The organism is Agromyces sp. Y558 (assembly GCF_059445415.1).
Window position 1 is genome coordinate 2,488,339 of record NZ_JCAIUH010000001.1, and the last position, 12,570, is coordinate 2,500,908.

Here is a 12,570-nt window from a genome sequence, read left to right on the forward strand (position 1 = left end):
CGGCCGTCACGTGCACATCGCTTCGACTTGGTCGGACTAGGATGCTGTGACTGTGCCGATTCGCAGGCGCGACCGCGATCTCTAGGACAGTGAATGAGTGAATTCAACAAGACCCCCCGCCTCGTATTGCTTCCGGCCGTCGATGTGGCCGGCGGCAAGGCAGTACGCCTGACTCAGGGTGAGGCCGGCACCGAGACCAGCTACGGCGACCCCGTCGACGCGGCGGTCGATTGGGCCGACCAGGGAGCGGAGTGGATCCACCTCGTCGACCTCGATGCGGCCTTCGGTCGCGGCTCGAACGCGGGCGTGCTGAAGAAGGCCATCCGCCAGGTGCGCGGCGTGAACGTCGAACTCTCCGGCGGCATCCGCGATGACGAGTCGCTCGAGCATGCCCTCGCGATCGGCGCCAAGCGCATCAATCTCGGTACGGCAGCGCTCGAGAACCCCGAGTGGGCGGCGTCCGTGATCGCCCAGTACGGCGAGGCGATCGCTGTCGGGCTCGACGTGCGCGGCACGACGCTCGCCGCGCGCGGCTGGACGCAGGACGGCGGCAACCTCTGGCAGGTCCTGGACCGACTCGAAGAAGCCGGTGCCGCGCGCTACGTCGTCACCGATGTCACGAAAGACGGCACGCTGCAGGGCCCCAACCTCGAGCTGCTGCGCCAGGTTCTCGACCGTACGTCGCGCCCGGTCGTCGCGTCGGGGGGCATCTCGAGCCTCGACGACATCATGGCGCTCCGTGAGCTCGTTCCGCTCGGCCTCGAGGGGGCGATCGTGGGCAAGGCGCTCTACGCCGGTGCCTTCACGTTGGCCGAGGCGCTGGATGTCGCTTCGCAGTGACCCCGGCGCCGAGCCGGGTCGCGGTGAGACGGATGCCGCGGCATCCGTCGACTCGCAGTCCGCTGCCGGTGCCGGTGCTGGTACCGACTCCGCCGGAGTGCCGTGGGCGGGGCGGGCGTTCCAGTCGAACGCGCATGCCGCCGACGACGGCCGGGCACCGGAGGCCCTCGGCGCCGCGCTGGACGGTTTCCGCGCGGGCACGATCGGCCAGGCCGCCGTTGTGGCGGAGTTCGCCCGATCGCGTCTCCTGATCCCGCTCCTCGCCGAACTCGGAACCGGCGGCGCGGAGACGGGGGCTCACGGCCTCGCTGTCGACAAGAGCCAAGAGCTCTCGATCGTCACAGTCGAGGGACCTGACGGGCGCAAGGTGCTGCCGGTGTTCGCCTCGGTGCAGGCGATGTCGCGATGGAACCCCATGGCGCGGCCGGTGCCGGCCGACGGAGTGCGGGTCGCCCTCGCCGCCGCTGACGACGGCACCGATCTCGTCGTGCTCGACCCGGGCTCCGCGACCGAGTTCGTGCTGCGGAGGCCGGCGCTCTGGGCGGTCGCGCAGTCCCAGGACTGGCATCCGCCGTTCGATTCCCGAGAGGTCGAGGCCGCATTCCGTCGTTCGATCGACCGGGAGCTCGCGGTGCTCGGTGTGACCCTCCTCGCCGGCGACCCCGACGCGCGACTCGCCGGTCCCGAGCTCGTGGTGCGCCTGGAGCTCATCGGTGGGCTCAGCCGGGAGGAGCTCGACGCGACGACGGCGCGTCTTGCACGTCGGTGGGCGGCCGACGACGTCATTGCGACGTCCGTTGACTCGCTCACGGTCAGGCTCGTGGGTGGCACGCTGCTCGCCTGATCGCCGTCGGCCGATCGCGTGAGCGCTGGCATCGCGCGGGGGAGCGCGTCTGTCGCCTGAATTGGGCCGTTGACCGTTTCCACCACGGCGGCGCACAATCGGGTTGTGCGTGCGGCGCACGGAATCCGGGGTGACCATGGATGGATCGACACCGCCCGGTGGCGACACCGTGTACGACGAAGTGCTCGAGGCGGCCGGTCGTCACGCACGGGAGTGGCTGTCGAGGGTCGGCGAGCGCCGGATTCCGCCGCGCGCGACCCTCGATGAGATCAAGGACCGACTGGGGCGCGAGCTGCCCGCGATCGGTGAGCCCGACCTCGAGGTTCTCGTGCGGCTCGCAGAGGGAGCCGAGCCGGGACTCATCGCGATCGGGTCGCCTCGCTTCTACGGTTGGGTGATCGGCGGCACGCAGCCGGTCGCGCTCGCTGCAGACTGGCTCGTCTCGGCGTGGGATCAGAACACGGGACTGCGAGCGATCACTCCGGGTGCGGTCGCCGTCGAGGAACTCGCGGCGCAATGGCTCCTCGAGATCCTCGGACTGCCGGAGGGCAGTGACGTCGGATTCACGACCGGGGCGACGATGGCGCAGTTCTCGTGCATGGCTGCTGCGCGGAACGAGGTGCTGCACCGCATCGGCTGGGATGTCGAGGCACATGGGCTCGCCGGTGCACCCGCCGTGCGCTACATCGCCGGCGAAGAGCGGCACGGCACGGTCGACCTGGCCGCGCGTTATCTCGGCCTCGGGGCGCCGACGACGGTACCGGCCGACGGGCAGGGCCGCATCCGCGTCGACGAGCTGAGTGCGGCGCTCGCAACGGGCACGGGCCCGGCGATCGTCGCCCTCCAGGCCGGCAACATCCACTCGGGGGCGTTCGACGACTTCGCCGCCGCGATCGAGATCGCCCATGCCGCTGGCGCATGGGTGCACGTCGACGGCGCATTCGGGCTGTGGGCGGCGGCGTCCCCGGCGCTCCGTCACCTCGTGGCGGGATTCGAAGGGGCGGACTCCTGGTCGACCGATGCCCACAAGACCCTCAATGTGCCCTATGACTGCGGCATCGCCATCGTGCGCGATCCTGCGGCGATGCGCCGCGCGCTCGGCATGCACGCGAGTTACCTGCAGGCGACGGACGTCGGCGCGGACCCGCATGAGAAGGTGCCCGAGCTGTCGCGCCGCGCACGCGGGGTGCCGACGTGGGCGGTGCTGCGCTCCCTCGGCCGCACGGGGGTCGCGGGCCTCGTCGACGGTCTGGCCGAATCGGCCCGTGCCATCGCCGACGGCCTCGGCCGACTTCAGGGCGTCGAGGTGCTGAACGACGTCGTGTTCACACAGGTGTGCATCGCGCTCGATGAGGACACGGCCACAGCCGCGCTCAGCGAGCGGCTGTGGAACGACGGTGAGGTGCTCGCGATGACCTCGCGCTGGCGGGGTCGCACGGTCGTGCGGTTCTCGGTGAGCAATTGGCGCACGGATGCCGCGCAGGTCGCGCGCACGGTCGAAGCCGTCTCCCGTGCTCTCGCCGCGATCCGCGCGGAGACTCCGTCGGTCGAGTAGTGCCTTCTCCGCTGGTCGAGTAGCGCCCGACGAAGGAGGACGCGTATCGAGACCCCCACAACGCTCAGCTCGCAGTCGGTGGCATCCGCTTGAATGGAGTCATGACGGAGGCGCTCGAAGCGTTCTCGCCTGCGACGCGGGCGTGGTTCACCGAGTCCTTCAGCGCGCCCACCGCGGTACAGCGCGGCGCCTGGAAGTCGATCTCCCGTGGCGATCACTCGCTGGTCGTCGCACCGACCGGTTCAGGTAAGACGCTCGCCGCGTTCCTCTGGGCGATCGACCGACTCCACCACGAGGGGGCCGACGCGAGCACCACGGGCACCCGGGTCATCTACCTCTCGCCGCTGAAGGCCCTCGGCGTCGACGTCGAACGCAACCTCCGGGCACCGCTCGTGGGCATTGCACGTACGGCTGCCGCCCATGGTCTCGAGGTGCCCGAGGTGTCGGTCGGGGTTCGCTCGGGTGACACGCCACAGGCCGAGCGACGCTCGCTCGTCGCGCATCCGCCCGAGATACTCATCACGACCCCCGAGTCGCTCTTCCTCATGCTCACTTCGGCTGCACGCGAGACGCTCCGCGGTGTGCAGACGGTCATCGTCGACGAGATCCACGCGCTCGCAGGCACCAAGCGCGGCTCGCATCTCGCGCTCTCGCTCGAACGGCTCGACGAGCTCACGGCGCAGCCGGTGCAACGCATCGGGCTGTCGGCGACGGTGCGTCCGCACGAAGAGGTCGCCCGGTTCCTCGGCGGCACGCGGAAGGTCACGATCGTCGCCCCAGCCTCGGGCAAGCGGTTCGATCTCAAGGTCACGGTGCCGGTCGACGACCTGTCGGACCTCGCAGGCGAGACGAGTGCCGGTTCGGTCTGGCCGCACGTCGAAGAGGCGATCCTCGACGAGGTGCTCGCCCATCGCTCCACGATCGTCTTCGCGAACTCGCGTCGTCTCGCCGAACGCTTGACCGCGAGGCTCAACGAGCTATGGGCAGAGCGCACGGCAGAGCCCGTCGACGCTCTCGTCGAGTCGGCGGCCACTCGCCGCACCCCCGCCGAAGCGGTCGGCGCCTCGGGCATCACGGGTGGTGCCCCGCCGGTCATCGCCCGCTCGCACCACGGCTCGGTCAGCAAAGAGGAGCGCGCCTTTGTCGAAGACGACCTGAAGTCGGGCCGGCTGCGCTGCGTCGTGGCGACGTCGAGCCTCGAACTCGGCATCGACATGGGCGCCGTCGACCTCGTGATGCAGGTCGAGTCGCCCCCGTCGGTCGCGAGCGGCCTGCAGCGCCTCGGTCGTGCCGGTCACCAGGTCGGGGAGGTGTCGAAGGGGCTCATCTTCCCGAAGCACCGTGCCGACGTGCTGCATTCGGCGGTCGTCGCCGAACGCATGATCGGTGGCGCGATCGAAGCACTGCGCATTCCCGCCAACCCGCTCGACGTGCTCGCGCAGCAGACGATCGCCGCGACCGCGCTCGACGAGTGGGACGTCGAGGCGTGGTTCGAACTCGTGCGCCGCGCGGCACCGTACGCGGCGTTGCCGCGGTCGGCGTTCGACGCGACCCTCGACCTGCTTGCGGGCCGCTATCCGTCCGACCGCTTCGGCGAGCTCCGCGCCCGCATCGTCTGGGATCGCGATGCCGGCACGATCGTCGGCCGCCGCGGGGCCCAGCGCCTCGCGGTCACGAGCGGCGGAACGATTCCCGATCGTGGCCTCTTCGGCGTGTTCATGGTCGGCGAGGCCGGCCCCGGCCGCCGGGTCGGCGAGCTCGATGAGGAGATGGTGTACGAGTCGCGGGTCGGCGATGTCTTCGCGCTCGGTGCGACGAGCTGGCGCATCCAAGAGATCACGCACGACCGGGTGCTCGTGGCGCCGGCTTTCGGCGAGCCGGGTCGGCTTCCGTTCTGGAGGGGCGACGGCATCGGGCGCCCTGCCGAGCTCGGGGCCGCGATCGGCGAGTTCATCGCCGAACTCGCGGGTGCACCGACATCCGATGCCCTCGTACGCAGTCGTGTCGCCGGGCTCGACGAGCGCGCAGCGATCAACCTGGTGAAGTTCATCGACGACCAGCGCGCGGCGACCAGAGTAGTGCCCGACGCGACGAACCTCGTGGTCGAGCGGTTCCGCGACGAGCTCGGCGACTGGCGTATCGTGCTGCACTCGCCGTATGGCATGCGCGTGCATGCGCCGTGGGCGCTCGCCATCGGGGCGCGCGTGCGCGAGCAGAGCGGCGTCGACTCGAACGCGGTCGCGAGCGACGACGGCATCGTGCTGCGCATGCCCGACACCGGCGACGATCCGCCAGGGGCCGAACTCTTCGCGTTCGAGCCGGCGGAGCTCACTGAGTTGGTCACGGCGAATGTCGGTGGTTCGGCGTTGTTCGCGGCTCGATTCCGCGAGTGCGCGGCCAGAGCGCTCATCCTGCCCCGCAGCCACCCGGGCAAGCGGTCGCCGCTCTGGCAGCAGCGGCAGCGCGCCTCGCAACTGCTCGAAGTCGCTCGCGACTTCCCCGAGTTCCCGATCGTGCTCGAGGCGGTTCGCGAGTGCCTGCAAGACGTCTACGACCTGCCGGCCCTCACCCGACTCGCCGAGCGCATCGAGCGGCGAGAGCTGCGCTTCGTCGACGTCACCACCGAGTCGCCGAGCCCGTTCGCCTCGAGCCTTCTCTTCGGGTACGTCGGCGCGTTCATGTACGAGGGGGATGCCCCGCTCGCAGAGCGGCGGGCCGCAGCGCTCTCGCTCGATCCGGCGCTCCTCGCCGAGTTGCTCGGCACCGTCGAGCTGCGCGAGTTGCTCGACCCAGAGGTGGTCGACGAGGTCGAGCGTATGCTGCAGCGCCTTCACCCCGAACGCGTCGCGCGTGGCGAAGAGGGCGTCGCAGACCTGCTCAGCGACCTCGGACCGCTCACGGCCGACGAGGTGGCCGCGCGAGTCGACGACGAGACGGATGCCGCCGCGGCCCTCACTTCGCTCGTCGAGACGCGCCGTGCAGCGCCAGTGCGCTTCGCCGGGGAGTCGTGGTTCGTCGCGGTCGAAGACGTGAGCCGGCTGCGGGACGCCCTCGGTGTGCCGATCCCGCCCGGACTGCCAGAGGTGTTCGGCGAGCCTGTACGCGACCCGCTCGGCGACCTCGTCGCCCGGTTCGCCCGCACACACGGGCCGTTCACCGTTCACGCGGTGGCAGCACGGTTCGGCATCGGCCAGGTCGTGGCATCCGCTGCCCTCGCTCGATTGGGCGGTGAACGGCGGGTGGTCGAGGGCGAATTCCTGCCGCACGGGTCCGGCCTGGAGTGGTGCGACAGCGGCGTGCTCCGCCGCATCCGACGCCGATCGCTCGCGGTGCTTCGCAACGAGGTCGAACCCGTCGAACCGCGTGAGTTCGCGCGCTTCCTGCCGGCGTGGCAGCACGTCGGCGGTCGGCTCACCGGAGTCGACGGCGTCGCCGCGGTCATCGAGCAGCTCGAGGGGGCTCGCATTCCCGCCTCGGCGTGGGAGGCGTATGTGCTGCCCGCGCGGGTCGCCGACTACCGGCCCGGCATGCTCGACGAGCTGACCGCGGCAGGCGAAGTGCTCTGGGCAGGAGCCGGGTCGCTCGCCGGCGACGACGGATGGATCAGCCTCCACCTCGCCGAGGCGGCCGAGCTCACCCTGCCGGCCCCGGCATCAGCACCGCTCGACCCGCTCGAGTCCGAACTCATCGCGGTGCTCGGCGGGGGCGGTGGCTTCTTCTTCCGGCAATTGGCCGAGGCGGTCGGGTCCGAAGACGACCGCGCCCTTGTCGACGCGCTCTGGCGGCTCGTCTGGGCCGGACTCGTGACGAACGACACCTTCGCGCCGGTGCGCGGCATGCTCACCGGGGGCGGAGCGCACAAGACCGCGGCGCCGACGCCTCGGGCGAGGCTGCGTGCCGGATCGCTCTCCCGGCGTTCGCTGGCGGCGAGCGTGCAGGCCGGGCGCACGGCAGCGGCGCGCGCGAACCCGCCACGGGCAGCGGGTCGATGGTCGGTGCTGCCGTTCGTGAGCGCCGCGGCGACGCCGCGTGCGCATGCCCTCGGCGAAGCCCTCCTCGAGCGGTACGGCATCGTCACCCGCGGCTCGGTCGTCGCCGAAGGCCATCTGGGTGGCTTCGCACTCGTGTACCGCACGTTGTCGGGCTTCGAGGACTCCGGCCGAGTGCGTCGCGGGTACTTCATCGACGGGCAGGGCGGTGCGCAGTTCGCCACGGGCGCCGCCGTCGATCGGCTTCGCGCCGCGCCGAAGGGCGAGGCTGTCGCGCTCGCCGCGACCGACCCCGCGAACCCGTTCGGTGCGGCACTCGACTGGCCCGAGACGGCCGGCGAGGGCGCGCATCGCCCCTCCCGCAAGTCGGGTGCATTCGTCGCGATCGTCGACGGCGAGGCGGTGTTCTACCTCGAGCGCGGCGGGCGCACGGCGCTCGTGTTCACCGACGACACCGACGCACTGTCTGCGGCATCCGCGGCCCTCGCCGCCGCTCTCACCCGCGGGCGCTCAGAGCGCCTCCGTGTCGAGACGGTGAACGGCGCTCCGGTGTTCGGTTCGGTGCTCGACCGGCCGCTGCGCGCCGCGGGCTTCCGCGAGACTCCCCGAGGGCTCCGGTTCGATGCCCGAGGGTGACACTGTCTTCCGCGCTGCGCGCCAGCTCGACGCCGTGCTCGCCGGGCACGTGGTGACGCGCTCCGACTTCCGCGTGCCGGCGTTCGCCACCGTCGACCTGGCCGGAGAACTCGTGCAGTCGGTCGCCAGCCGCGGCAAGCACCTGCTGATGCGCATCGGTGATCAGGTGGTGCACTCGCACCTCAAGATGGAGGGGGAGTGGCGGGTGTTCCGCCCAGGCGAGCACTGGCGTCGGCCGGCCTGGCAGGCGCGCGCGATCATCGAGGTGACGGATGCCTCGGCAGTCGGTTTCGACCTCGGCACCCTCGAGGTCTTCCCGGCAGGCGAAGAAGCGCAGCGGCTCGCGTATCTCGGCCCCGACCTGCTCGGCGACGACTGGAACGCCGATGAGGCGGTGCGTCGCCTTGCGCGCGCGCCTGAGACGCCGATCGCGGTCGCGCTCGGCGAGCAGCGCAACCTCGCCGGCCTCGGCAACGTCTACGTGAACGAGCTCTGCTTCCTCCGCGGCATCCTGCCGACGCGGCCGGTCGCCGAGGTCGACCTCGAACCGCTGGTGGCGCTGGCCAGCAGGGTCATCCGCGCGAATCGCGAGCGTGCGGTGCGCACGACGACCGGTGATACCCATCGCGGCCGGCAACTCTGGGTGTACGGCCGTGGCGGTGAAGCCTGTCGGCGCTGCGGCACGCGAATCGAGCACGGCCGACTCGGGCGCAACGATCTCGAGCTGCGTGAGACGTGGTGGTGCCCGAACTGCCAACGCTGACGGGCGTCGGCTCGATCGCCCACCGACGCCGCAGGCGCGGTGACGCGCACGAGACCGCGGGAGTTCAGTCGATGCGGCGCAGCCCGCTCAGCTGACCGGCCCGGTCCACTTCTCGCCCGGGCCCTGCCCGATCGGGTCGGGAATGACCGACGCCTCGCGGAACGCGAGCTGCAGCGACCGCAGCCCGTCGCGAAGGCTTCGCGCGTGCATGTCGCTGATCTCGGGTGCACCGGCGGTGATGAGACCCGCGAGCGCGTTGATGAGCTTGCGCGCCTCGTCGAGGTCGATCTGCTCGTCGGGGTCTTCGGCGAGTCCGACCTTCACTGCGGCGGCGCTCATAAGGTGCACGGCGGCGGTTGTGATGATCTCGACTGCGGCGACCTCGGCGATGTCGCGGGTGGCGCCCTCGACGGTGGTCTCGTCTGAACTACTGTTCACGGACATCCTCTGTTAGACTGCTTCGGGCTCCGGGGCTTCACCCCGGTACGAAAGTGGAGATTCTCCCACCCGCGCATACCGCTTCATCAAGGTTACCGGGTCGATTGCACTCCGCTCCCACGCACTGCGCCAACCAGCACAGTACGGGGAGTAGACAGGGTGCCGTATGAATTGCACGGTGGGATTCCGTGCGCGATTACGTGGATTTCTCCTTTCGTCGTCGGGCGGCAAACGCCTCCCGACCGAGCGAATCAGCTTGAGTAGAGGAGAACACGCATCAGCGATCCCCGTACAAACGACCGTATCCGCGTCCCCGAGGTCCGACTCGTAGGGCCTGCCGGAGAGCAGGTCGGCGTCGTGAAGATCGAGGTGGCCCTGCGGCTCGCGCAGGAGGCCGATCTCGATCTCGTCGAGGTCGCTCCGAACTCGAAGCCGCCGGTCGCGAAGATCATGGACTACGGCAAGTTCAAGTACGAGGCTGCGCAGAAGGCGAAAGAGGCCCGGCGCAACCAGGCGAACACGATCCTCAAAGAGGTTCGCTTCCGTCTCAAGATCGACAAACACGACTACGAGACGAAGATGAAGCGCGCCGTCGGCTTCCTGAAGGCCGGCGACAAGGTCAAGGCGATGATCCTCTTCCGCGGTCGTGAGCAGTCGCGCCCCGAGATGGGTGTCCGCCTCCTGCAGCGCTTCGCCGAAGACGTCGCCGAGTACGGCACGGTCGAGCACAACCCCACGATCGACGGCCGCAACATGGTCATGGTCATCGGGCCTCTCAAGAACAAGTCCGAGGCCAAGGCCGAGGCGAATGCACAGCGTGCTGCGGCGAAGGCGCGACCGGCGGCGGATGCCCCCGACGACGCCCCGTCGCAGACGGCCGAGTCCGCCGAGGGCTAGGCCAGACACCCCGTCCGCCACTCGCGTGGCGGCAGAACCAAGGAGAAAGACGAGATGCCGAAGCAGAAGACCCACTCCGGGTCCAAGAAGCGCTTCAAGATCACCGGCAGCGGCAAGATCAAGAAGCAGCAGGCCGGGATGCGCCACAATCTCGAGGTCAAGTCCTCGAAGCGCAAGGCCCGCCTGAATCAGGACAAGGTCGTGTCGGCCCCCGACGCCAAGGTCATCAAGAAGCTTCTCGGCCGCTGAGCCGACAGCGTACATAGGCAATCAGGCCCGTTAAGGAAGAAACAGAGTCATGGCAAGAGTGAAGAGGGCGGTCAACGCCCACAAGAAGCGCCGGGTCATCCTTGAGCGCGCCGAGGGTTACCGCGGCCAGCGTTCACGTCTGTACCGCAAGGCGAAGGAGCAGGTCACCCACTCCCTCGTCTACGCGTACCGCGACCGTCGTCAGAAGAAGGGCGACTTCCGTCGCCTCTGGATCCAGCGCATCAACGCCGCGTCGCGTGCGAACGGCCTCACCTACAACCGCCTGATCCAGGGCCTCGGCCTTGCAGGCATCGAGGTCGACCGTCGCATCCTCGCCGACCTCGCGGTCAACGAGCCCGCGACGTTCGCGGCGCTCGTCGAGTCGGCCAAGAGGGCCCTCCCCGCCGACACGTCGGCGCCGAAGACCGCGGCGTAAGCGCGAACTTCTCCACGGAACGGCCCGGCACGCCCTGCTCGAATGAGCGGTGCGCGCCGGGCCGTTCTGCATCCTGTGTCGCACCGGCACGCGTGCGTCGCACAGGTGCGTTCCGACGACGTCTTGCGGCCCGGAGGACGCCGCGCGAACGTCCTCTGGGCCGCAAAGCGTCGTCAGGAGAGGCGAATAGACTGGGGTCATGCTCGAGAACCCCCGATCGCCGCGCGTGCGCTCCGTCGCAAAGCTCGCCAAGAAGGCCGCCCGTGCCGAGAGCGGCCTGTTCCTGCTCGAAGGCCCGCAGGCGGTCGCCGAGGCGCTGACCTTCCGGCCGCAACTCGTCGTCGAACTCTTCGCAACGCCGAGTGCACTCGACCGGCATGCCGAGATCGGCGAGGCTGCCCTCGCAGCCGGCGTCGAGGTCGAGTTCGTCACTGAAGAGGTGCTCGATTCGATGGCCGACACGGTGACGCCGCAGGGCTTCGTCGCCGTGTGCCGCCAGTTCCCGACGGCGGTGAAAGACGTCTTCGGTGCCGGCCCGAAGCTCGTCGCGATTCTCGAAGAGGTGCGCGATCCGGGCAACGCCGGCACCATCGTGCGTGCTGCCGATGCAGCAGGCGCCGACGCCGTGATCTTCACCGGTCGCACGGTCGACCTGTACAACCCGAAGGTCGTGCGATCCTCGACTGGTTCGATCTTCCACTTGCCGGTCGCCGTCGGGGCTGAACTCGAAGACGTGCTCGTGCGTGCTCGTGCAGCAGGTCTGACGGTGCTCGCCGCCGATGTGAAGGGCGACGACCTGCTCTCCGCCCGCAACGACGGCGTGCTCGCCAAGCCGACCGCGTGGCTGTTCGGCAACGAGGCGCGCGGCCTCCTCGACGAGCAGCTCGAACTCGCCGACCGTGTCGTGACGGTACCCATCTACGGGCACGCCGAGTCGATGAACCTCGCCACCGCTGCATCCGTGTGCCTGTACGAGAGTGCCTTCGCGCAGCGCAGTGCGCATCACGGTTAGATAACCACCGCGCCGCGGCTCGGCGCCCCGGCACCGCGCGCCAGAGTTTTGCCCTAGTTTTGGGAGTATGGAGCCAACCCAGCCCGCCCCGCCGACCTCCAACATCTCGGTGCGTCGCGGTGAACCCCTCGTCGTCATCGACCACGTCGAGAAGCACTTCGGTGATCTCCACGTGCTGAACGACATCAACACCGTTGTGAATCGCGGTGAGGTGGTCGTGGTCATCGGGCCCAGCGGGTCGGGCAAGTCCACGCTGTGCCGGGCGATCAACCGGCTCGAGACGATCGACTCCGGCACGATCTCGATCGACGGCCAGAAGCTGCCCGAAGAGGGCGCCGAGCTCGCGAAGCTCCGTGCCGATGTCGGCATGGTGTTCCAGTCGTTCAACCTGTTCGCCCACAAGACGGTGCTCGAGAACGTCACGCTCGCGCCGATCAAGGTGAAGCGGATGTCGCGCAAAGACGCCGAAGCGAAGGCGATGCAGCTGCTCGAGCGCGTCGGCGTGGCGAACCAGGCGAAGAAGATGCCGGCTCAGCTCTCGGGCGGTCAGCAGCAGCGCGTCGCGATCGCTCGGTCGCTTGCGATGAACCCCAAGCTGATCCTCCTCGACGAGCCGACGAGCGCGCTCGATCCCGAGATGATCAATGAGGTGCTCGACGTCATGGTCGGTCTCGCCAAAGACGGCATGACCATGATCGTCGTCACGCACGAGATGGGCTTCGCCCGCAAGGCTGCCGACCGTGTGCTCTTCATGGCCGACGGCAAGATCGTCGAAGAGGCGACGCCGGCCGAGTTCTTCGACCACCCGAAGTCCGACCGTGCGAAGGACTTCCTCTCGAAGATCCTCGAGCACTAGAGACCCGCGCTGCCACGAGCGGCGAGGAACCAAACACAGGAGAAGAGGCAGAGAC

11 protein-coding genes are annotated in these 12,570 nt (G+C 69.5%); 10 read left to right on the top strand and 1 reads right to left on the bottom strand.

Annotated features, from left to right (window positions below):
• Positions 1 to 93 precede the first annotated feature (93 nt).
• The 5 genes from priA (at position 94) to AC1C2T_RS11630 (ending at position 8,627) form a co-directional block, all read left to right on the top strand.
• Positions 94 to 840, top strand: a complete 747-nt coding sequence (priA, locus tag AC1C2T_RS11610) for a bifunctional 1-(5-phosphoribosyl)-5-((5-phosphoribosylamino)methylideneamino)imidazole-4-carboxamide isomerase/phosphoribosylanthranilate isomerase PriA (protein ID WP_495385352.1) — start codon at positions 94 to 96, stop codon at positions 838 to 840.
• A complete protein-coding gene (locus AC1C2T_RS11615) occupies positions 824 to 1,684 on the top strand; it encodes an SseB family protein (RefSeq protein WP_495385353.1) in 861 nt (286 codons plus the stop codon). The genes priA and AC1C2T_RS11615 overlap by 17 nt, the downstream gene beginning before the upstream one ends.
• Positions 1,685 to 1,820: 136 nt before the next feature.
• Positions 1,821 to 3,239, top strand: a complete 1,419-nt coding sequence (locus tag AC1C2T_RS11620) for a pyridoxal phosphate-dependent decarboxylase family protein (protein WP_495385421.1) — start codon at positions 1,821 to 1,823, stop codon at positions 3,237 to 3,239.
• A 101-nt stretch (positions 3,240 to 3,340) separates the two neighbouring features.
• Positions 3,341 to 7,864: an ATP-dependent helicase gene (locus tag AC1C2T_RS11625; RefSeq protein ID WP_495385354.1), complete on the top strand. Its 4,524-nt coding sequence runs from the start codon at positions 3,341 to 3,343 to the stop codon at positions 7,862 to 7,864.
• Positions 7,851 to 8,627 (top strand): DNA-formamidopyrimidine glycosylase family protein, encoded by a 777-nt coding sequence (locus AC1C2T_RS11630; RefSeq protein WP_495385355.1) that lies wholly within the window; start codon positions 7,851 to 7,853, stop codon positions 8,625 to 8,627. The genes AC1C2T_RS11625 and AC1C2T_RS11630 overlap by 14 nt, the downstream gene beginning before the upstream one ends.
• 87 nt (positions 8,628 to 8,714) lie before the next feature.
• Here the strand turns inward: AC1C2T_RS11630 and AC1C2T_RS11635 are convergent, their stop codons facing one another.
• Positions 8,715 to 9,065, bottom strand: a complete 351-nt coding sequence (locus AC1C2T_RS11635) for a DUF1844 domain-containing protein (RefSeq protein ID WP_495362715.1) — start codon at positions 9,063 to 9,065, stop codon at positions 8,715 to 8,717.
• Positions 9,066 to 9,341: 276 nt separating this feature from the next.
• Here AC1C2T_RS11635 and infC point away from each other — a divergent pair, with 276 nt between their 5' ends.
• The 5 genes from infC to AC1C2T_RS11660 all read left to right on the top strand — a co-directional run bounded on the left by infC (position 9,342) and on the right by AC1C2T_RS11660 (position 12,515).
• On the top strand, positions 9,342 to 9,962 hold the full coding sequence (gene infC, locus AC1C2T_RS11640; protein ID WP_495362761.1) for a translation initiation factor IF-3: 621 nt from the start codon (positions 9,342 to 9,344) through the stop codon (positions 9,960 to 9,962).
• Between the two features lie 54 nt (positions 9,963 to 10,016).
• Positions 10,017 to 10,211: a 50S ribosomal protein L35 gene (gene rpmI / locus AC1C2T_RS11645; RefSeq protein WP_495350512.1), complete on the top strand. Its 195-nt coding sequence runs from the start codon at positions 10,017 to 10,019 to the stop codon at positions 10,209 to 10,211.
• Between the two features lie 49 nt (positions 10,212 to 10,260).
• Positions 10,261 to 10,647: a 50S ribosomal protein L20 gene (gene rplT / locus AC1C2T_RS11650; RefSeq protein ID WP_495385356.1), complete on the top strand. Its 387-nt coding sequence runs from the start codon at positions 10,261 to 10,263 to the stop codon at positions 10,645 to 10,647.
• A gap of 199 nt (positions 10,648 to 10,846) precedes the next feature.
• A complete protein-coding gene (locus AC1C2T_RS11655) occupies positions 10,847 to 11,659 on the top strand; it encodes a TrmH family RNA methyltransferase (RefSeq protein WP_495362717.1) in 813 nt (270 codons plus the stop codon).
• A 67-nt stretch (positions 11,660 to 11,726) separates the two neighbouring features.
• Positions 11,727 to 12,515, top strand: a complete 789-nt coding sequence (locus tag AC1C2T_RS11660) for an amino acid ABC transporter ATP-binding protein (protein ID WP_495362718.1) — start codon at positions 11,727 to 11,729, stop codon at positions 12,513 to 12,515.
• Positions 12,516 to 12,570 lie beyond the last annotated feature (55 nt).

Coding starts and splice junctions, on each gene's coding strand:
- AC1C2T_RS11615 (WP_495385353.1), top strand. CDS start 824: ATGTCGCTTCGCAGTGACCCCGGCGCCGAGCCGGGTCGCGGTGAGACG.
- AC1C2T_RS11630 (WP_495385355.1), top strand. CDS start 7,851: ATGCCCGAGGGTGACACTGTCTTCCGCGCTGCGCGCCAGCTCGACGCC.
- AC1C2T_RS11660 (WP_495362718.1), top strand. CDS start 11,727: ATGGAGCCAACCCAGCCCGCCCCGCCGACCTCCAACATCTCGGTGCGT.
- rpmI (WP_495350512.1), top strand. CDS start 10,017: ATGCCGAAGCAGAAGACCCACTCCGGGTCCAAGAAGCGCTTCAAGATC.
- rplT (WP_495385356.1), top strand. CDS start 10,261: ATGGCAAGAGTGAAGAGGGCGGTCAACGCCCACAAGAAGCGCCGGGTC.
- AC1C2T_RS11620 (WP_495385421.1), top strand. CDS start 1,821: ATGGATGGATCGACACCGCCCGGTGGCGACACCGTGTACGACGAAGTG.
- priA (WP_495385352.1), top strand. CDS start 94: ATGAGTGAATTCAACAAGACCCCCCGCCTCGTATTGCTTCCGGCCGTC.
- AC1C2T_RS11625 (WP_495385354.1), top strand. CDS start 3,341: ATGACGGAGGCGCTCGAAGCGTTCTCGCCTGCGACGCGGGCGTGGTTC.
- AC1C2T_RS11655 (WP_495362717.1), top strand. CDS start 10,847: ATGCTCGAGAACCCCCGATCGCCGCGCGTGCGCTCCGTCGCAAAGCTC.